Below are 19,944 nucleotides of genomic sequence, written 5' to 3' on the forward strand. Positions count from 1 at the left end.
CCGGAGACGACGAGGCGAAGGAGTCCAGCGCGATGCCCGAACTCAGCGTCGTCGTCCACGGCCCGAACACGCAGGACCGGCTGACCGCGCTCCTCGACTCGCTCGACGCCCGGCCTCTCCCGGACGCCGAGGTGATCGTGGTCGCGGTCGGCGACTGGGCCCGGGAGACGGCCGAGGGGCACGCCCCGGAGACGGTGGTGCTGCCCCTGCCGGACGGCACGGACGACGCGGCGGCCCGGGCCGCGGGAGCCGCGCGGGCCACCGGCCGCTGGCTGCACTTCGTCCACGCCAAGGACGGCCTGCCGGCGGGCGCCGTCCGTATGGTCGCCGAGCGCGCCGCCGAGCTGCCCGACACGGTGGACGTCCTGCTCTTCGACCATGTCGCCACCACCTGGCAGACGTCCGGCACGGCATCCGGCGACGGCCGCGTGCTGGCCCGCGCGGGCCGCGCCGACCTCGCCCTCGACGACGCGGCCGACCTTCTGCGCATCACCCCGCTCCTCGGCAACCGCGCCCTGCGCACGGAGTTCTGGCGGGCGCACGAGCGGCGACTCGGCCGCGCCGACGAGCAGTACGTCGCGTACGCCACCCTCCTGGAGGCGAGCCGGGTCGCCTGCCTCAACCAAGTCGCGTACGAGGACCGCCGGTTGCGCCCAGAGAGCCTCCCGCCGCTCACACCCGGACAGCACTACGCGCTCATCGAGCGGTACGAGACCCTGCTGCCCCGGGTCAAGGAGCGTCCCGCCGCCCGCGCCGTCCTCTACGACGTCATGGTCCGCGACCTGCTGCGCGCCTTCGCCCGTGCGGACATGCCCGACCCGGTGGCCCGGGAGTTCTTCCGCCGCTCCTCCCTGGCCGCGGTCCGCTGGCGCCCCGAGGGCCACCGCCGTCCGGCAGGCGTCGAAGGCGTCCGCCGCGGCCTCCTCGAAGAGGGCGCCTACACCAAGTACCGCGCCTTCCAGGCCGCCAACCGCACCCGCCGGGCGGCGAGGTCGGCACTGCGGACCCGCAAGCGCCGGCTGGGCGCGAAGCTCCGCGACCACCGCTACCACCGGGCACTGGACCGCCCGGTCGACCCCGGCCTGGCCGTCTTCTCCGCCTACTGGGACCGCGGCGTCGCCTGCAACCCGGCCGCGATCGCCGCCAAGCTCGCCGAACTCGCCCCGCGGATCCACCCGGTGTGGGTGGTGACCCGGGACAACGCGCCGCTCCTGCCGCCCGGCACGGACCATGTGATCCCCGGCACCCGCCGCTACTGGGAGGTGCTGGCCACCGCCAAGTACCTGACGAGCAACGTCAACTTCCCCAACGCGGTGGTCAAACGCCCCGACGCGATCCACCTCCAGACCCACCACGGCACCCCCCTCAAACGGATGGGCCTGGACCAGATGCAGCACCCGGCCGCCGCCAAGGGCATGGACTTCGCCGCGCTGCTGGCCCGCATCGACAAGTGGGACTACAGCGTCTCCGCCAACAGCCACTCCACCCGGATGTGGGAGCGCGCCTATCCCTCCCGCTTCGTCTCCCTCGACCACGGCTATCCGCGCAACGACGTCTTCTACTCCGCCACCGCGTCCGACATCCGCGCGATCCGCGGCCGCCTGGGCATCGCCCCCGGCGCGACGGCCGTCCTGTATGCCCCCACCCACCGCGACTACGAGGCCGGCTGGACCCCCCGCCTCGACCTGGCCGCACTCGCGGACCGCCTGGGCGAGAACACCGTGCTGCTGGTCCGCGGCCACTACTTCTACGGCGGCGCCTCCCCCCTGGCCGGTCTGCGCCGCACGGGCAGGGTCGTGGACGTCTCGTCGTACGACCCGGTCGAGGAGCTGTCCCTGGCCGCCGACGCCCTGATCACGGACTACTCGTCGATCATGTTCGACTACGCCAACCTCGACCGCCCGATCGTCATCTACGCCGACGACTGGGAGACGTACGCGACGACCCGCGGTGTCTACTTCGATCTGATGTCCGAGGCACCGGGTCAGGTGGCCCGCACCCAGGAGGAACTGGCGGAGATCTTCACCTCCGGCGCGTGGCGCGACGAGACCGCGACCAAGGCGCGGGCGGTGTTCCGGCGCCGGTTCTGCGAGTACGACGACGGGCGCGCCGCCGAGCGCGTCGTACGGCGGGTCTTCCTCGGCGAGAGCGAGGAGTCGCTGCCACCGGTCGTCCCGGTGGAACAACGCACCCCTGCGCCGACCCCCGAGGAGGCCGACTCATGACCCCCGACGTCACGGTGACGGTGATCGTCCACAACGACGCGGCACGCCTGCCCAGGGCGGTCGCCTCGGTACGCCGGCAGACGCACCGGAACCTGGAGATCGTGATCAGCGACGACCACTCCACGGACGAAACCCCGTCGGTGGCCCGGCAGTTGGCGGCCCAGGACCCCCGCATCCGCTGTATCCGCCTGCCGGAGAACAGCGGCGGCTGCAGCGCCCCGCGCAACCGGGCCCTGGAGATGGCACGGGCGCCGTATCTGATGTTCCTGGACAGCGACGACGAGCTGCCGGCGAACGCCGCCGAACTGCTCCTGGCCGCGCACCGCGAGCGCGAGGTCGACTTCACGATGGGCGCGGTGCGGCGGATACGGGTGGACAGCGGCCACCGCTCGACCTGGATGCCGCACCTGGTGTCCGAGCGCCGGACGCTGGAGGGCATAGCGGCGGACCCGCGGCTCCTCTTCGAGCACCTGTCGACGAGCAAGATGTACGCGCGGGCCTTCCTGGACCGCCACGACCTGCGGTTCCCGGAGGGCATCCACTACGAGGACCAGCTGTTCTCGGCGCAGGCGTACTGCCTGGCGAGGGCGTTCACGATCATCCCGGACCCGGTGTACCTCTGGTACATAGCGCCGTACGCGACCGGAGACGCCGCGTCGATCTCCAACCAGCGGCACAAGCTGAGCAATGTCGGCGACCGCGTCCATGTCCAGCGCCTGATCGACGACTTCCTGGCCGAGAGCGGGCACGCGTCGCTGCGCGAGGACAAGGACTACAAGTTCCTCAAGCACGACTTCCGTATGTACGCCGGGGACCTGCCCCACCGCGACGAGGAGTGGCTGCGGTCCTTCGCCGGGATCGTGACCCCGTACCTCGACACCCTGGCACCGGCCGCGTACGCCCGCCTGCCCCGCCTGGAGCGGGTGGTCCTGCAGCTGGTCCGCGACGGCCGCCTGCCCGAGGCACAGCTGGCGGCGCTCGGCCTGGGCCACGGGGTGGCACCGAGGCGGGTGACCACGGACGGGACGGACGGCGGCACATACTGGGGCGACCGGATCCCCGCCTCGGCCGAGGCTCGCCGCGAACTGGACGTGACGGACCTGGAGCTGGACACCCGCCCCTTCCCCAGCGCCCAGTTCCGCCATGAGATCACCGAGATCACGCGCGGCCGGGGCGCCTCGCTGGACCTCGCGATCCGCAGCTACGACCCCGGCCTGCGCCTCCCGCCGGGCCCGCACCGCGCAAGCGTCCTGCTGGCCACGGGCCGGCGCCGGCTCACGGTGCCGTTCCGGCTGACGCCCGTCCGCCCCGGCGTCTTCGAGGGCCGGGCACGCCTGGACCTGTCGACGGCTCCCATTCCCCTCCACGGCTTCGCCGGCACCCGTCACCCGTTGCTCCGCATCGAACACCAGGGCCTGGCCCACACGGGCCCCCTCCTGGCCCCACTGGACTTCCCCTCCCTGAGCGCGCGCATCGACTACCACTCCGGTGCGGCCCCGCACCGGATCACCGTCGAGCCCGAGGGCCGCGGCCCCGGCCGCCTGCAGATCCGCTGGTGCCCGGTGGGGGTGACGGCACGGGTGATCCGGCCGGTCGTACGGCGCGTGGCGCGGCCGAGGGTGCGGCGCGTGGCGCGGCTGGTGGCCAGCGCGCTGAGGTGACGCGGGCCGACGCTTCCGGCCCACGTGACTCAGGCCAGTGGCGTCCCGGCTCACTGCCGTACCGCGTACAGCACCTGCCCGCCCGGCCCCCGGGCCACCGCCCGCAGCCCCTTGTCCCGAAGGGCGTGCCCGGTGTCCACCACCCACCGCACCCCGTACTCCCGCGCGATCCGCTGCCGTTCGCTCTGTGGTGTCCCCGCGTCGAAGTAGCGCCGGACCGCGGCGGTGCGCCGCCCTTCGTCCGGCAGGAAGACATCGGGATAGCCGGGAGCGACGGTGTACGGCCCGTAGGCGGGGATCTGCCGGGCCGGGAACGTCCGGGCCATGACGACGTCCCCGTACTTCACCCACGGCGTGATCCACCGGTACCCGGCCCATGGAGCCCGGTACTCGGCCGCGACCACGCCCGGCAACGCCTTCCTCGGTACGACGTACCCCACCGTCCCGACCTGGGTCCACGCCCCCACGGCCAGCGCGGCGGCCAGCACACCCGCCCACCCGGTCCGTACCGCCCGCGTACACCCCTCCCCCGAAAACACCTCCAGCGCGGCGGCGAGCTGAGCCGGGATCAGCGCGGCGGGCAGCGCGCGCCCCCACGAGTAGTGACCGCTCACCCCGCCCAGGGCGAACACGCCCGCTCCCAGCACGAAGAAGATCACCAGTGGATCCCGGTGGTCCCGCCGCCACCGCAGCGCCAGCGCGACCACGCCGAGCAGCACCAGCCCGAACCGTCCGGGCAGCTGCCGGTACAGCGAGCGGTGGATGGCCTCGAGGTCCGCGCCGGCCGAGAAGAGCGAGAAGAAGTCGTAGTACGGCCATGCCCACAGCACCACCAGTCCCAGTGCCACCCCGGCACCCAGCCGCAACAGCCTCCGCCGGTCCGGTCGCGCCGCGGCCACCGTCGCGAGGGCGCCGAGCGAGGCCACGACCCCGGAGAACTGGTGGACCAGCAGGATCGCCGCCCACAGCACCCCGAGTCCCAGCCACGCAGCCCAGCCCGCGCCGGTGCGCAGCGCCCCCGTCAGCCATGCCCACAGGTGGAAGGAGAGTCCGAGGGCGAACACGCTCGGGTACGAGACCGTCAGCGCGAGGGAGTTCAGCCCGAGGAAGCCGCTCCAGTTGAACAGCGCCGGCCCCCACAGGAACAGCAGGCACAGGAGGGCGAGCGCGGGCGCGGCCCGATGCGCGCTCAGCGTACGGACGTACCGCCACACCCCCGTGACGAGCAGCGCCAGCCCGGCGACCGCGCCGATGCGCAGCACCACGAACACCGACAGTCCGGTGATCCGGGCGACGCCGCCGAGGACCAGCATCCACGGCGAGTAGTACGGGCTCGGGGTGTCCGCGTCGACGAGCGGATTGCCGGGGCGCAGGAGGCTGTGCCGCAGACGTTCCACGGTGGCCGCGTGCATGCCGAGATCGCCCGCCCAGGGGAGGCGGACGATCACCAGGAGCAACAGGACCAGGACGAGCGCGGCGGCGGCCTGCGGGAGCGCTCTGCCGGCGGTCGCCGCGGTGCTACGCGGCTCGGCGCGCATCCTGCTGGAAGACCCAGGTGCGGTAGACGAGGAAACGGAACGCGGAGGCGAGGACGATCGACAGCGCCTTGACCATGTTCGACTCGAAAGGCCCGTGCAGGCCGAGGCCGTGATATCCGGCGTAGAACAGACCGCTTTCCATGACGACACCAAAGCCACTGAAAACGAAGAACAGTACGATTTGCCGTCGGGTTCGGGAAGCCCGGTCACGGTAAGCGAAAAAGCGGAAGCCCACGTAATTCGTGGCCATGGCAATACAGCTCGCCAGCACCGTCGCGACCATCGCCCGCCGGCCCAGACCGTGCAGCAGCAGATTGAACACCAGGAAATTGACGAGCACGCCGCTGCCGCCGACGACCCCGAATTTCACCAGTTCGAGGACGACTCGGGTGACCGGCCGGGCATCCGGGACGGGGGCCGAGGCGGGTGCCGGGGCGAGGGCCGACGCGGTCACTGCCGGACGGGTCTCGGTTAGGTTCACTGTCACGCGGCAGACCTTATCCGACACATCACGATTAGCAGGAAACGGTAAATTCGCCGCCCGCCTTTCCCTAAGCGACGGCAAGAAGAGGACGTGACGGCGCACGGAAACGGGGGCGCCCCGAGCCGTGACGGCCCGGGGCGCCCCCGTGGAGACATCGCCTACGAATGCGTGCGCAGCAGCGTCCGCATCGTCCGCATGGCCACCGACAAGTTGGCCAGGTCGAAGGAGTCCGAGCTGCGGATCTCCTCCAGGGTGGTGCGCGCCCGGCCCAGGATCGCGCCGTTCTTCTGCTCCCAGGCCTTGAAGCGCTGCTCGGGAGTCGAGCTGCCGTTGCCGACGGCGAGGACGTCCGCGGTGAGCGCCGCGTGGGCCGCGTACAGGTCCTCGCGGATGGAGGCGCGGGCCATGGACTGCCAGCGGTCGGCACGGGGCAGCTCGATGATGCGGTCCATGAGCTGGGTGATGCCGAGGCGGTCGGCGAGGTCGTAGTAGACCTCGGCGACGTCCAGCGGCTCGGTGCCCGTGCGGTCGGCCACCGAGACGATGTCCAGCGCCGGGAAGGCGGAGGAGAAACCGGCCACGCGCGTCGCCAGCTCGTCCGGCACACCGGCGCCGGACAGCTCGTCGTACACGTGCTGGTACCACTCCAGGTCCGCGCCGCGCAGCAGCTTCGGCAGCTGCTGCCAGACCTGCTCGACCCGCTCCGAGAAGAACTCGACGGTCTCGGCGAGCGCCAGCGGCTGCGGCCGGTTGTTGAGCAACCAGCGCGTGCCGCGCTCGACCAGCCGGCGCGAGTGCAGCCGGATCCGGGTCTGGACGGCGGCCTCGACCTTGTTGTCCAGGCCCTCGACCGCGTCCCACACGGGCGCCGAGCGGAAGATCGCGCGGGCCACGGTCTGGGCCCGGACGATCTCCTCCAGCGACGCGCCGGTCTCCTCGCGCAGCCGGTGCAGATACGTCGTACCGCCCGTGTTGACCGTGTCGTTGACCAGGACGGTGGTCGTGATCTCACGGCGCAGGGGGTGGCTGTCGACCCCGTCGGCGAACCGCTCGCGCAGCGCCGTCGGGAAGTACGCGTGCAGCAGAGTGCGCAGATACGGGTCGTCCGGCAGCGAGGTGTGCAGCAGCTCGTCGGCGACGGTGATCTTCGTGTACGCCAGCAGGACGGCGGTCTCCGGGCTGGTCAGGCCGAGCCCCAGGTTGAGCCGCTCGCGGATCTGCCGGTCGGTGGGCAGGAACTCCAGGGCCCGGTCGAGGTGGCCCTCGCGCACCAGGTGGCGGATGAACCGCTGCTGGGCGTGGAGCATGTCCTTGGACTGGGCGAGCGCGTTGGCGATCGCCACGTTCTGCGCGTAGTTGTTGCGCAGCACCAGGGCGCCGACCTCGTCGGTCATCTCGGCGAGCAGCTTGTTGCGCTGCTTCACCGTCATGTCGCCGTCCGTGACCAGACCGTTGAGCAGGATCTTGATGTTCACCTCGTGGTCGGAGGTGTCCACACCGGCGCTGTTGTCGATCGCGTCGGTGTTGATCTTGCCGCCGTGCGTCGCGAACTCGATGCGGCCCAGCTGGGTCAGGCCCAGGTTGCCGCCCTCGCCGACGACCTTGACCCTGAGGTCCTTGCCGTCGACGCGGATCGCGTCGTTGGCCTTGTCGCCGACGTCGGCGTTGGACTCGGTGGAGGCCTTGACGTACGTACCGATGCCGCCGTTCCACAGCAGGTCCACCGGCGCCTTGAGGATCGCCTTCATCAGGTCGGCCGGTGTCACCTTGGTGGCGCTCACCTCGATGCCGAGGGCCTCGCGGATGTGCGAGTTGACCTGGATCGACTTGGCGCTGCGCGGGAAGATCCCGCCGCCCGCCGAGAGCAGCTCGGTGTTGTAGTCGGCCCAGCTGGAGCGGGGCAGCTCGAACAGGCGGCGGCGCTCGGCGTAGGAGGTGGCCGCGTCCGGGGTGGGGTCGATGAAGATGTGCCGGTGGTCGAAGGCGGCGACCACGCGGATGTGCTCGCTCAGCAGCATGCCGTTGCCGAACACGTCACCGGACATGTCGCCGATGCCGACGACCGTGAAGTCCTCGGTCTGCGTGTCGACGTCGAGCTCGCGGAAGTGCCGCTTGACGGACTCCCAGGCGCCGCGGGCGGTGATGCCCATGCCCTTGTGGTCGTAGCCCGCGGAGCCGCCGGAGGCGAAGGCGTCGCCGAGCCAGAAGTTGTACGACTGCGCGACCTCGTTGGCGATGTCCGAGAACGTCGCCGTGCCCTTGTCGGCCGCGACCACCAGGTAGGTGTCGTCCTCGTCGTGCCGGACGACGTCCGCCGGGGGCACGACCTCGCCGGCCACCATGTTGTCGGTGATGTCCAGCAGGGCGGAGATGAAGGTCTTGTAGCTGGCGATGCCCTCGGCCAGCCACGCGTCCCGGTCCACGCTCGGGTCCGGCAGCTGCTTGGCGACGAAGCCGCCCTTGGCGCCGACCGGCACGATGACGGTGTTCTTCACCATCTGCGCCTTGACCAGGCCGAGGATCTCGGTGCGGAAGTCCTCACGCCGGTCGGACCAGCGCAGACCGCCTCGCGCGACCTTGCCGAAGCGCAGGTGCACACCCTCGACGCGCGGCGAGTACACCCAGATCTCGTACGCCGGGCGCGGCGCCGGAAGGTCGGGGATCGCCTGCGGGTCGAACTTCATCGACACGTAGTCGTGCGGCTTGCCGCCCCGCGACTCCTGGAAGAAGTTCGTGCGCAGCGTCGCCTTGATGACGGTGAGGAAGGAGCGCAGGATGCGGTCCTCGTCCAGGCTCGCCACCTGGTCGAGGGCGGCGTCGAGCTCCTCGAGGAGCGCGTCGACGATCTCGAGCCCGGCGCGCTGGCGGTCGGGGGACATCCGCGCCTCGAAGAGGGAGACGAGGAGCCGGGTGGTGTGGACGTTGGTCCGGAGGGTGTCCTCCATGTAGTCCTGGCTGAAGGTGGAGCCGGCCTGCCGCAGGTACTTGGCGTACGCGCGCAGCACCGTCGCCTGCCGCCAGGTCAGTCCGGCGCCCAGCACGAGGGCGTTGAAGCCGTCGTTCTCCGCCTTGCCGGTCCAGGTCGCCTCGAAGGCCTCCTGGAAGCGCTCGCGGCCGTCGTCGCCGAGATAGTCGCCGTTGACGCCGCCCAGCGACCTGGGGATGCGCAGGCCGAAGTCGTAGATCCAGGCGGTCGTGCGGTCCGAGCAGCGCAGCTCGTACGGCCGCTCGTCGATCACCTCTACGCCGAGCCGGCTGAGGACCGGCAGCACGGCGGACAGGGAGATCGCGGCGCCCTTGCGGTAGATCTTGAAGCGGCGCTCGTCGGGGGCGGCGCCCACCGGCTCGTACAGGCTGAACGCGAAGTCGTTGCCCTGCGCCTCGCTGATCCGCTCCAGGTGGACGAGGTCGGCGACCGCGCCACGCGGGGTGTGGTCGGCCTTGTAGCCCTCGGGGAAGGCGTTGTTGTAGCGGCGCAGCAGCTCGGCGGCGCGCTCCTCGCCCAGCTCGGCGTTGAGCGCCTCGGCGAATCCGTCGGCCCAGGAGCGGGCCGCCTCGACGAGTCGCGCCTCGATGCGCTCCTTGTCGCCGTCGCTGAGCTGGGGCAGCTCGGTTCCCTGCGGGACGCGGATGACGAAGTGCAGCCGGGAGAGGATCGACTCGGTGTTCCAGGCGGTGAAGTCGACGCTGGTGCCGCCGAGCTCCTCCTTCAGGATGTCGATGATCCGCAGCCTGACGGCGGTGGTGTAGCGGTCGCGGGGCAGGTAGACGAGGGCGGAGTAGTAGCGGCCGTACTCGTCCTGGCGCAGGTAGAGGCGCAGCCGCCGCCGCTCCTGCAGATACAGGACGGAGGTGGCGATGGCGCGCAACTCGTCCGCGGGCGTCTGGAAGAGCTCGTCGCGCGGGTAGGTCTCCAGGATCTGCAGCAGGTCGCGCCCGTCGTGGCTGTGGGGCGAGAACTGGGCGCCCTTGAGCACCTCGTCGACCTTGCGCCGGATGACCGGCACGCGGCGGACCGACTCGGTGTAGGCGGCGGAGGAGAACAGGCCCAGGAAGCGGCGCTCCCCGACGACGTTCCCGTCCTTGTCGAACTTCTTCACGCCGACGTAGTCGAGGTACGACGGCCGGTGCACGGTCGACCGGCTGTTGGCCTTGGTCAGGACGAGGAGCTTGTGCTCGCGGGCCTTGGCGCGGGCGTCGGCCGGGAGCCGCTCGAAGGAGGGGCTGACGGGGTGGCTCTCGTCGGTCGCGTGGTGCGGGTCGGAGCGCAGTATGCCGAGCCCGGTGGCCGGCACCGCCGCCAGCGAGTCGTCCTCGCGCAGCTGGTACTCGCGGTATCCGAGGAAGGTGAAGTGATCGGCGGACAGCCAGCGCAGCAGCTCGCGGGCCTCTTCGACCTCGGCGGCGGGGAGGTCTGCGGGGAAGGCCTCGCCGTCGAGTCCCTCGGCGATGCGCAGCGCCGCGTCCCGCATCTTCTCCCAGTCCTCGACGGCCTCGCGGGCGTCGGACAGGACACGCAGCAGATCGGCGGTGATCTGCTTCAGGTCGGCGCGGTCGGTCTCACGGTCGATCTCGACGTGGATCCAGGACTCCACGTGCGCGTCGTGCGGGAGGTCGCCGGCCGACGGGGCGGGCAGCACCTCGATGAGCTTGCCGGTGAGGTCGCGCCGGACGATGAACTGCGGGTGGATGACGACGTGGATGCCGCGGCCCTGGCGGGTCAGCTCGTTCGTCACGGAGTCGACGAGGAAGGGCATGTCGTCGGTGACGACCTCGACGACGGTGTGGCTGCAGGTCCACCCGTTCTCTTCGACGGTCGGGGTGTGGACCCGCACATTGGCCGTGCCCTGGGGACGGCTCTCGGCGAGACGGTAGTGCGAGACTGCGGCTCCGAAGACGTCGACCGGGTCGCGGTCGGAGAGGTCCTCCGGGGCGGTGTGCAGGTAGTAACGCTGGAGGAACGCGAGCACGGATGCCTGGTCCGGGGTGCCCGGGGTGCCCTCGCTCGTCGTCCCAGTCGGTAGGTGCCCCCCGACCGGGCTGTTCTCAGCTACCCGGGCGGCCCGTTCGAGCAACTCGGCCTTGGCTTCGTCCAGCTTGGTCTGCATTGTCCTCTGGCTCCTGTCGCGCGCCGTTGCGTGACGTAGAAGGAAGTACGGTCCCTTCCCCTGCGGCTCGACGCCACGGCCCGGGGTCTCCGGTCCGTTCCGACGCTATGCCGCAAGGTGAGATGAGCGGGGGGTATTCGGCCATTCTCGACGCGCCCACCGGATGTGACGCTGCTCTCCGCGACGTCGGAGCCGGGGGTTCGTGTGGCGCCTCGGGGGCACTTGCGCCCCCGTCCCGCCCGGGAAGAACAGCGGTCGCCGCCCGGTCACGGATGTCGTCCGTGTTCACCGGGCGCAAGGCAGGGGCGACGGTGCCCCCGCGAGCTATCGCGCTGATCACGCCACAAGGCTATCGCTCATTACCCCGGGCCCGTCATGAGCCGTATGTGTACAAAACCAGGGGTGGAAGTTTGACGTTCTGCACAGGGGCGGAGACGCCGCGAGAGGCGTATCGGCGGCGGGTGTGGCGGGCGCGGCTGCCGGGGTGACCTGGGCAACCGCGCGACGGCGGCGGGGCGGCCGGGCACGGGCCGGGCGGGACCGGGGTTCCGGTGGCGGGGTGGGCGCGGTCCAGCGGTAGGAGTCCAGCGGTGCCCTAGGCCGGCGGTACACCTCCTGTATGCCTCAGGCGGCCGGTCGTACACCTCAGGCGCCCGGTCGTACACCTCAGGCGGCCAGTCGCTCCGCCTCCGCCACGGCCTCCGCCAGGGTGTCCACCACCGGCACGCCTGCCTCTTCGAGGCTGGCCCGTCCGTGCGACCCCCCGGTGTACAGCACGGCCTGCGCGCCCACGTATTGCGCGGCCACGGCGTCGTCGGCGGCGTCCCCGATCACCACCGTGCGCGAGGGCTCCACCCCGGTCAGCGCCTCCAGGTGCCGGACCATGTGCTCGGCCTTGCTGCCCCCGGACGGTCCGACCCGGCCCTCGACGCGTACGAAGTGCGTCTCGATCCCGAACCCCCGCACCAGCGGCACGAGTTCATCGTGCACATACATGCTCAGCAGCGACTGGCTGTGCCCCGACGTCCGCCAGCCCGCCAGCAGCTCGACCGCGCCCTCGGTGAGCCCGCAGCGGATCCGGTGCTCGGCGTAGTACCGGTGGAAGACGTCGTCCATGGCCTCCCACTCGGCCCGGGTCGGCAGCCGCCCCATCAGCCGCTCGTAGAACCTGGGCACCGGCACGCAGTACAGCGCCCGGTACTGCTCCAGTGTGATCGGCTCCAGGCCGAGCTCGGCCGATGCCGCGTTCGTCGCGCCGATGATCGCGTCATTGTCGTGGAACAGCGTCCCGTTCCAGTCCCAGACGATGTGCGCGCTCGTGTGCTTCCCCATGCGCTTCCCCATGCCCAAAAACGTACCCGCCGCCACTGACAATCATGAATGCCCGCAGGTCGCAGGCGCCTGGGACAGATGAGGCAAGGGGCGTCAGACGAGCCCGACCAGGTGGGGGATCTCCTGTGTCGCGTACCACAGCAGCTCGTGGTCCTCGGCCTCGTCCACCACGAACTGGGCGTCGTCGTCCCCGCCGTCCGCCGCTTCCAGCGCCCCCGCCGCGGCGGCCACGTCCTCCTCGGCGTCGTCCGCGTCGACGTGCACCGCGGCCGCCTTGGCCAGCCGCACCGCCCCGGCCACCCGTACCTCGCCCAGCGCCGCCGGCGCCGACCCGCGATCCGGGTCCGCCGTGGCCGCCGAGTCAGCCACGTCGACGGCGACCACGACCCGGCGCCGTGCCGCTTCCGGGTCCGCCGCCAGCAGCCGCAGCGAGGCCAGTGCGGCCCGGCTCAGCGCCGCGTACTCGAGTTCCTCGATGTCGTCCGAGAGGTACCACTCGCGCAGCGCGGGTGTGACGGCGTACGCGACGAACGGACCGGCCCCGAGTTCGCCCGTCTTGTACGCCTCGGCGAGACCGGGGAGGGTCAGGGGGACGTAGACGCGCATGGCTGGCCGCTCTTTCGTGGTCGGAGGCTCCGCTCGAGGCCCCGGGGAGGGCGGTCCCGCGTCTCCCGGAGGGCCTTCAGGATACGTGCGGGCGTCCCCTTTCGGGTCCCTGCCCGTGACCCGCGACGCGTCCACCCGGCGCCCCGGAACTCACCCGGTGCCGCCCCGTGCCCGCCGGGTTCCACACCCTCGCGACCACTCGGATAGGTGAACCCCGTGGCCCCGCGACGCGGGCTCCGTCTTCCTTGCCGTCGCCGTCGGCGGCCCCGTACAAGATCCCCACCAGCAAGTTACCGCCCGGTATCCACCGGGCCCGCCGAACGGGGACCTCATGAACAAGGTCATGACCAGGACAGCCAAGCCCCGCCCGGGCACCCGCCCACCGAGCCGCCGCGACCCCCGACGCCCCGGCGGCACGGCCCCCAGGACACCGGTCAGCGGGGCTGCACGCGGCCCCCGGGCTCCGGGGACGACCGATATGGCCCCGGCCACCGGGACGGGCGGTACGACGCCCGCCACAGCGCCCGGGTCCAGGCCCGCCAGTGCTCCCCGCCCCACCGACCTCTTCGCCGACCGCCTGCTCGCCGTCCTGAGCGGCCAGCGCCCCGTCCACTGGATGCTCCGGCACACCGCCGGCCGCGCCTACGACGAACTCGCCCACCTCGCCGAACGCGGCCCCCTGCGCACGCGCGGGGCCCGCCCGGTCGTCCGCGACATCGGGTACTACGTCCCGCGGACCGGCGCCATCGAGGCCTTCGCCCGCATCGGCGCCGGCGACCGGCTCCGCGCCATGGCCTTCCGCCTGGAACAGGGCCCGGACCTCCGCTGGCGGTGCACCGCGGTGGAACTGGGAGGCCCACGCACCCCACGGACGGACGACGACTAGGCGCGAAGGACGCGAGACGGCCGACGCGGCCGACGCGAGACAACGGCCGGCTCGTGCGCCACGGCCGGCACGGCCGGCACGGCCGGCACGTGACAGCCGGCCCGGCTCATGCATCACGGCCGGCACAGCCGACGCGAGACAACCGGCCCGAGTCGTGCGCCACAGCCGTCACAGCCGACGCCTGGCAACCAGCTCAGCCGGCGCCTGACGACCAGCGCGGCCGGTGCGAACGGCGAAGGGCCGGGCACCCGACGGGTGACCCGGCCCTTTCAGGACGCCACGGCCATGGCGGCCGCGGGCATCGTCACTTCTTGCGGCGACGGCCGCCCTTGGCCTGCTTGCGGCGCTCCGCGCGCGTGAGGCCGTCCGCCTCGGAGCGCACCGGCTCGTCGTCGTCATAGGCGAAGTCGCCCTCGACGAGGCCGCCCTCACCGTCCACGGTCGCGGCGGAGAAGTGCAGTCCGCGGCGCTGCGGCGCGTCCAGGCCCTTGGCCCGGATCTCCGGGCGGGAGCCCGCCTGGGCCGGGACCGCGTCCTGGACGCCCTCGGCCACCGGCTGGGCGTCCTCGACGGGGACCTCCTCGACCTGCTGCTCGACCTGGACCTCCAGGTTGAACAGGTAGCCGACGGACTCCTCCTTGATGCCGTCCATCATCGCGGAGAACATGTCGAAGCCCTCGCGCTGGTACTCGACCAGCGGGTCCTTCTGGGCCATCGCGCGCAGGCCGATGCCCTCCTGGAGGTAGTCCATCTCGTAGAGGTGCTCGCGCCACTTGCGGTCGAGGACCGACAGCACGACCCGGCGCTCCAGCTCGCGCATGATCTCGGAGCCGAGCTGCGCCTCGCGGGCCTCGTACTGCGCGTGGATGTCGTCCTTGATCGACTCGGAGATGAACTCCGCGGTCAGACCGGCACGGTCACCGGCGGCGTCCTCCAGCTCCTCGATGGTGACCTTCACCGGGTAGAGCTGCTTGAACGCGCCCCACAGACGGTCGAGGTCCCAGTCCTCCGGGAAGCCCTCGGCGGTCTCGGCGCCGACGTAGGCGTCGATCGTGTCGTCCGTGAAGTGCTGGATCTGATCGTGCAGGTCCTCACCCTCCAGGACGCGGCGGCGCTCGCCGTAGATGACCTCGCGCTGGCGGTTGAGGACCTCGTCGTACTTCAGGACGTTCTTACGGGTCTCGAAGTTCTGCTGCTCGACCTGCGACTGGGCGGAGGCGATCGCGCGCGTGACCATCTTGTTCTCGATCGGCACGTCGTCCGGCACGTTCGCCATGGACATCACGCGCTCGACCATCTGGGCCTTGAACAGCCGCATCAGGTCGTCGCCGAGGGAGAGGTAGAAACGGGACTCGCCCGGGTCGCCCTGACGGCCGGAACGACCGCGCAGCTGGTTGTCGATACGGCGCGACTCGTGCCGCTCGGTGCCCAGCACGTAGAGGCCGCCGCTCTCCTCGACCTCGTCCTTCTCGGCCTTGACCGCCAGCTCCGCACGCTCCAGGGCGGCGGGCAGGGCGTGGGCCCACTCCTCGATGTGCTCCTCGGGGTCGAGACCGCGCTGGCGCAGCTCGGCCTCGGCGAGGTCCTCGGGGTTGCCGCCGAGCTTGATGTCCGTACCACGGCCGGCCATGTTCGTGGCGACCGTGACGGCGCCCTTGCGGCCGGCCTGGGCAACGATCTGCGCCTCGCGCTCGTGGTGCTTGGCGTTGAGCACCTCGTGCTGGATGCCGCGCTTGCTGAGCTGCTGCGAGAGGTACTCGGACTTCTCGACCGAGGTGGTGCCGACCAGGATCGGCTGGCCCTTCTCGTGCTTCTCGGCGATGTCGTCGACGACGGCCTCGAACTTGGCGACCTCGGTGCGGTAGATCAGGTCCGACTGGTCCTTGCGGATCATCGGCTTGTTGGTCGGGATCGGGACCACGCCGAGCTTGTAGATCTGGTGGAACTCGGCGGCCTCGGTCATCGCCGTACCGGTCATGCCGGAGAGCTTCTTGTAGAGGCGGAAGAAGTTCTGCAGGGTGATCGTGGCGAGCGTCTGGTTCTCGTCCTTGATGTCCACCCCTTCCTTCGCCTCGATCGCCTGGTGCATGCCCTCGTTGTAGCGGCGGCCGGCGAGGATACGGCCGGTGTGCTCGTCGACGATCATGACCTCGCCGTCGATGACGACGTAGTCCTTGTCCTTCTTGAAGAGCTCCTTGGCCTTGATGGCGTTGTTCAGGTAGCCCACCAGCGGGGTGTTCACCGACTCGTAGAGGTTGTCGATGCCCAGCCAGTCCTCGACCTTGGAGACACCGTTCTCGTGGATGGCGACGGTGCGCTTCTTCTCGTCGACGTCGTAGTCGCCGGTCTCCTCGAGGCCCTTGAGCGGGTTGCCCGCCTCGCCCTTCTTCAGGCGCGTGACCAGCTTGGCGAAGTCGCCGTACCACTTGGTGGCCTGGTCGGCCGGGCCGGAGATGATCAGCGGCGTACGGGCCTCGTCGACGAGGATGGAGTCGACCTCGTCGACGATGGCGAAGTTGTGGCCGCGCTGGACGAGCTCGTCCTTGGACCACGCCATGTTGTCGCGGAGGTAGTCGAAGCCGAACTCGTTGTTCGTGCCGTACGTGATGTCGCACTCGTACTGCTCGCGGCGCTGGGCCGGCGTCATGTTGGCCAGGATGCAGCCGACGGTCAGCCCCAGGAACTTGTGGACGCGGCCCATCATCTCGGAGTCGCGCTCGGCCAGGTAGTCGTTGACCGTGATGAGGTGGACGCCGTCTCCGGAGAGGGCGTTCAGATAGGCGGGGAGGGTGCCGACGAGGGTCTTGCCCTCACCGGTCTTCATCTCGGCGACATAGCCGAGGTGGAGGGCGGCGCCACCCATCATCTGCACGTCGTAGTGCCGCTGGCCGAGGACGCGCTTGGCGGCCTCGCGGACGGTGGCGAACGCCTCGGGGAGCAGGTCGTCCAGGCTCTCACCGTCTGCGTACCGCTGCTTGTACTCATCGGTGAGGGCCCGCAGCTCGGCGTCGGAGAGGTCGACGAAGTCCTCTTCGATGGAGTTGACCTGGTCCGCGATGCGGTGCAGCTTGCGCAGGATCTTGCCTTCGCCTGCACGCATGATCTTCGAGAGGACGGACACGGGGGCTGGTCTCCTTGCCGGTCGGGCCTGGGACGGTCGGTTTTCCATTTCACGTACTGAGCAACGGCCATCGTATGCGAGGACCCGGGCACGCCGGGAGGCCTGGCGGTCCGACGGCCGTCCGCGGCTGTTCTTCCGCTGGCTTTCACAGGGGACAACGGGCGGGACGCGCGGATAGTGCCGCATCGCTCCGGGGAATTGCGCGCAATGTGATCGCGCGTTCACACACGGCACGGGGGCGTGTCGGCACCCCGGGATGGCGCCGTTCCGGATGCCCCAGCAGAATCGGCCGATGGACCCCGTCACGCTCACCACCAGCCGTCTTCTGCTGCGCGCGCCCGGCCCTCAGGACGCCGAGGCGGTGTACGCCGCCGCCCAGGACCCCGAGGTCCAGCGGTGGATCTCCCAGTTCCCCTCGCCCTACCTCAGGGAGCACGCGCGCGGCTTCACCGAACAGGTGGTGCCCGACGGCTGGGCGGACAACGCGATGTTCACCTTCGGCCTCTTCCTCCCCGAAGGGGAGCTCGCCGGCATGCTCGCCCTCACCATGCGTGCCCTGGGGGTCGGCGAGATCGGCTACTGGGCGGCCAAGGAGCACCGTGGCAACGGTTATGTGACCGAGGCCACCCTCGCCGCCTCCCGCTGGGCCTTCACCCAGCTGTCCATCGACCGCGTGGAGTGGCGCGCGGAGGTCGGCAACAGACCGTCCCGCGCGGTGGCGGAACGCGCCGGCTTCACCGTCGAGGGCATCCTGCGCTCGGCGACCAACAACCAGGGGGTACGCCGGGACTGCTGGGTGGGCTCGCTGCTCCCGTCGGACCTGGGCCTGCCGTCGACGGCCCCGTATCTGCCGGCGCCGGCGCGTCTGTCGTAGCACCGGCCCGCAAAGCCGCAGCTCAGCCCGTGCTGTCAGTCCCGCCGTCTATCGTCCGAACCCATGACGACGCTCCCGCGCCCCGCCACCGAACTCTCCGCGGACGACGCCCGCCGCATCGCCCTGCGGGCCCAGGGCTTCCTCGGCACGCCCGACCGCCGGGCCGGTGTCCGGGGCGTCCTGCGTCATCTCGGCGCGGTCCAGCTCGACACCATCTCGGTCCTCGCCCGCTCCCACGAGCTCATCCCGTACGCCCGCCTGGGCGCCGTGGGCCGCGGGACGGTGGAGGCCGCCTACTGGACGCCCGCGTCCACGGGCACGCGCCCGGCCCAACCGCACGCCTTCGAGTACTGGTCGCACGCGGCGTGCATCCTCCCCGTCGAGGAGTGGCCGCACTTCGCGTTCCGCCGCCGCGCCTACCGCAACCGCCCGCACTGGAACCATGAACTCCCCGACGGCGCCTACGACCAGGTCGTCAAGCAGCTCCGCGCCGAAGGTCCGCTCACCGCCACGGAGTTGGGCGGCGCGAAACGCACCAGCGAGTGGTGGGACTGGTCCGGCACGAAGGTCGCGGTCGAGCGTGCGCTGATGTACGGGGAGGTGGTCTGCGTGGAACGCCGCGGCTGGAAGCGGGTGTACGACCTCGCCGAGCGCGCGGTCCCGGACGCGTTGCTGCACGACGAACTCGACGACACCGAGTGCGTGCGCCGCCTGGTCCGCCTGGCGGGCGAGTCCCTCGGCGTCGGCACGCGCGCGGACATCGCCGACTACCACCGTCTCAAGGGCGAGCAGGTCGACGGGGTGATCGCGGACTCGGGTCTGGTACCGGTCACGGTGGCGGGCTGGGGCAAGCCCGCCTGGGCGGACCCCGCGGCGCTGGAGACCCCTCCGCGCGGCCGCCACCGCACCACGCTGCTGTCCCCTTTCGACTCGCTGATCTGGGAACGGGCGCGCACGGAGCGGATCTTCGGCTTCACCCACCGGCTGGAGGCCTATGTGCCCAAGGCGAAGCGGGTGTACGGCTACTTCGCAATGCCCGTCCTGTCCGGCGGCCGTCTCGTCGGCCGTGTCGACCCGGCACGCGAGGGCCGCACTCTGGTCGCCCGGCAGGCCACCCTGGACGGCGCGAAGGCGGTCCCGGCCGTGGCCCAGGCCCTGGTCGAGGCGGCGAGCTGGGTGGACTGCACGGACGTACGCGTGGAACGGGTGGACGCACCGGAACTGCGCGAGCCCCTCACCAGGGAACTCGCCCGGCTCCTCGCCTGATCCGCGCCGGTCGCCCGCCCCTACCGGATTTCGAGGATCTTCTCCCGCATCGCGTACACCACCGCCTCCATCCTGGAGTGCAGTTGCAGCTTCTCCAGGATGTTGCGGACGTGGTTCTTCACCGTGTTCTCGGAGATGAACAACTCCTTCGCGATGTCACGGTTGTTCATTCCCGTCGCGACCAGCTTGAGCACCTCCAGCTCACGGTCCGTCAGCCGGGGTGCGGGCACGAGCCTGCGCTCGTCCGTCCGCTGGATCATCGACTTGAACTCGGTGAGCAGTTTCGAGGCCATCGACGGGCTGATCTGCGACTGCCCGTCGGCGACCGCGCGAATGGCGGTGGCCACCTCGTCCGTCGAGATCTCCTTGAGGAGATAGCCGGTCGCGCCCGCCTTGATCGCGTCGTAGAGGTCGGCCTCTTCATCGCTGATCGTCAGCATGATGATCTTGGCGCTGGGGGCGACCTCCTTGATGGAGGTGCACGCCTCGATCCCGCCGCGCTTGGGCATCCGTACGTCCATCAGGACGATGTCGGGCAGCAGGTCGGCCGCCTTGTCCACGGCCTCGGCGCCGTCGCCCGCCTCGCCGACGACCTGGATGTCCTCCTCGGCGGCGAGCACGATCTCCAGGCCGCGGCGGAAGAGGGCGTGGTCGTCCACGACAAGGACTCTGATCGGCTCCTTGCGTGGAGTGCCCGCGTCCGGGCCCATGCCGACGACGCCTTCGTCGGCATCCCCGTTCCGCATCGGTCCGAAGCTGTCCGCCATCGTTCCTCCCCCTGAAGGCTGTGGCCTGTGGTCCTGTGCCATCGCCAACCCAAGGCAGCGGCCCACCGGTTGGGCC

General features: G+C 70.9%; 12 protein-coding genes. 5 read left to right on the forward strand and 7 right to left on the reverse strand.

Features of this window, described 5'->3' with window-relative positions; all coding sequences use genetic code 11:
- The first annotated feature begins 32 nt into the window (after positions 1 to 32).
- Positions 33 to 2,225, forward strand: coding sequence for a CDP-glycerol glycerophosphotransferase family protein (locus N8I87_RS15965; protein ID WP_263209379.1), 2,193 nt, complete (start codon positions 33 to 35; stop codon positions 2,223 to 2,225).
- Positions 2,222 to 3,886: a glycosyltransferase family 2 protein gene (locus tag N8I87_RS15970; protein ID WP_263209380.1), complete on the forward strand. Its 1,665-nt coding sequence runs from the start codon at positions 2,222 to 2,224 to the stop codon at positions 3,884 to 3,886. Before N8I87_RS15965 ends, N8I87_RS15970 begins: the two co-directional genes overlap by 4 nt.
- A gap of 50 nt (positions 3,887 to 3,936) precedes the next feature.
- Here N8I87_RS15970 and N8I87_RS15975 read toward each other — a convergent pair whose 3' ends face one another.
- The 5 genes from N8I87_RS15975 to N8I87_RS15995 form a co-directional block, all read right to left on the reverse strand.
- Entirely contained in the window at positions 3,937 to 5,424 is a 1,488-nt protein-coding gene (locus tag N8I87_RS15975; RefSeq protein WP_263209382.1) for a hypothetical protein, read from the reverse strand.
- Positions 5,405 to 5,911 (reverse strand): GtrA family protein, encoded by a 507-nt coding sequence (locus N8I87_RS15980; protein WP_263209384.1) that lies wholly within the window; start codon positions 5,909 to 5,911, stop codon positions 5,405 to 5,407. Before N8I87_RS15980 ends, N8I87_RS15975 begins: the two co-directional genes overlap by 20 nt.
- Positions 5,912 to 6,066: 155 nt before the next feature.
- Positions 6,067 to 11,016: an NAD-glutamate dehydrogenase gene (locus N8I87_RS15985; protein WP_263209385.1), complete on the reverse strand. Its 4,950-nt coding sequence runs from the start codon at positions 11,014 to 11,016 to the stop codon at positions 6,067 to 6,069.
- Positions 11,017 to 11,682: 666 nt separating this feature from the next.
- Positions 11,683 to 12,348 carry an HAD family hydrolase gene (locus tag N8I87_RS15990; RefSeq protein ID WP_263216497.1) on the reverse strand — a complete coding sequence of 222 codons (666 nt, stop codon included), beginning with the start codon at positions 12,346 to 12,348 and terminating at the stop codon, positions 11,683 to 11,685.
- Between the two features lie 93 nt (positions 12,349 to 12,441).
- The gene (locus tag N8I87_RS15995) at positions 12,442 to 12,954 is read right to left on the reverse strand and encodes a DUF6912 family protein (protein WP_263209387.1); all 513 of its coding nucleotides are present in this window, start codon (positions 12,952 to 12,954) and stop codon (positions 12,442 to 12,444) included.
- A 331-nt stretch (positions 12,955 to 13,285) separates the two neighbouring features.
- On the opposite strand from N8I87_RS15995, the gene N8I87_RS16000 reads away from it, so the two are divergent.
- Positions 13,286 to 13,840, forward strand: a complete 555-nt coding sequence (locus N8I87_RS16000) for an Rv3235 family protein (protein WP_263209389.1) — start codon at positions 13,286 to 13,288, stop codon at positions 13,838 to 13,840.
- Between the two features lie 304 nt (positions 13,841 to 14,144).
- On the opposite strand, the gene secA is transcribed toward N8I87_RS16000, so the two are convergent.
- Positions 14,145 to 16,961 carry a preprotein translocase subunit SecA gene (gene secA / locus N8I87_RS16005; RefSeq protein WP_263209390.1) on the reverse strand — a complete coding sequence of 939 codons (2,817 nt, stop codon included), beginning with the start codon at positions 16,959 to 16,961 and terminating at the stop codon, positions 14,145 to 14,147.
- A gap of 292 nt (positions 16,962 to 17,253) precedes the next feature.
- Between secA and N8I87_RS16010 the strand changes: the two genes are divergently transcribed.
- Together N8I87_RS16010 and N8I87_RS16015 are read left to right on the forward strand one after the other, a co-directional pair.
- Positions 17,254 to 17,835 carry a GNAT family N-acetyltransferase gene (locus N8I87_RS16010; RefSeq protein ID WP_263209392.1) on the forward strand — a complete coding sequence of 194 codons (582 nt, stop codon included), beginning with the start codon at positions 17,254 to 17,256 and terminating at the stop codon, positions 17,833 to 17,835.
- Between the two features lie 63 nt (positions 17,836 to 17,898).
- Entirely contained in the window at positions 17,899 to 19,101 is a 1,203-nt protein-coding gene (locus N8I87_RS16015; protein ID WP_263209394.1) for a winged helix-turn-helix domain-containing protein, read from the forward strand.
- 20 nt (positions 19,102 to 19,121) lie between these two features.
- Here the strand turns inward: N8I87_RS16015 and N8I87_RS16020 are convergent, their stop codons facing one another.
- Entirely contained in the window at positions 19,122 to 19,868 is a 747-nt protein-coding gene (locus N8I87_RS16020) for a response regulator (RefSeq protein ID WP_263209395.1), read from the reverse strand.
- Positions 19,869 to 19,944 lie beyond the last annotated feature (76 nt).

This window comes from Streptomyces sp. HUAS 15-9, from assembly GCF_025642155.1.
Lineage (GTDB): Bacteria > Actinomycetota > Actinomycetes > Streptomycetales > Streptomycetaceae > Streptomyces.

Coding starts and splice junctions, on each gene's coding strand:
- N8I87_RS16010 (WP_263209392.1), top strand. CDS start 17,254: ATGGACCCCGTCACGCTCACCACCAGCCGTCTTCTGCTGCGCGCGCCC.
- N8I87_RS15965 (WP_263209379.1), top strand. CDS start 33: ATGCCCGAACTCAGCGTCGTCGTCCACGGCCCGAACACGCAGGACCGG.
- N8I87_RS15995 (WP_263209387.1), bottom strand. CDS start 12,954: ATGCGCGTCTACGTCCCCCTGACCCTCCCCGGTCTCGCCGAGGCGTAC.
- N8I87_RS16000 (WP_263209389.1), top strand. CDS start 13,286: ATGAACAAGGTCATGACCAGGACAGCCAAGCCCCGCCCGGGCACCCGC.
- N8I87_RS15990 (WP_263216497.1), bottom strand. CDS start 12,348: ATGGGGAAGCACACGAGCGCGCACATCGTCTGGGACTGGAACGGGACG.
- N8I87_RS15985 (WP_263209385.1), bottom strand. CDS start 11,016: ATGCAGACCAAGCTGGACGAAGCCAAGGCCGAGTTGCTCGAACGGGCC.
- N8I87_RS16020 (WP_263209395.1), bottom strand. CDS start 19,868: ATGGCGGACAGCTTCGGACCGATGCGGAACGGGGATGCCGACGAAGGC.
- N8I87_RS15975 (WP_263209382.1), bottom strand. CDS start 5,424: ATGCGCGCCGAGCCGCGTAGCACCGCGGCGACCGCCGGCAGAGCGCTC.
- N8I87_RS15970 (WP_263209380.1), top strand. CDS start 2,222: ATGACCCCCGACGTCACGGTGACGGTGATCGTCCACAACGACGCGGCA.
- N8I87_RS16015 (WP_263209394.1), top strand. CDS start 17,899: ATGACGACGCTCCCGCGCCCCGCCACCGAACTCTCCGCGGACGACGCC.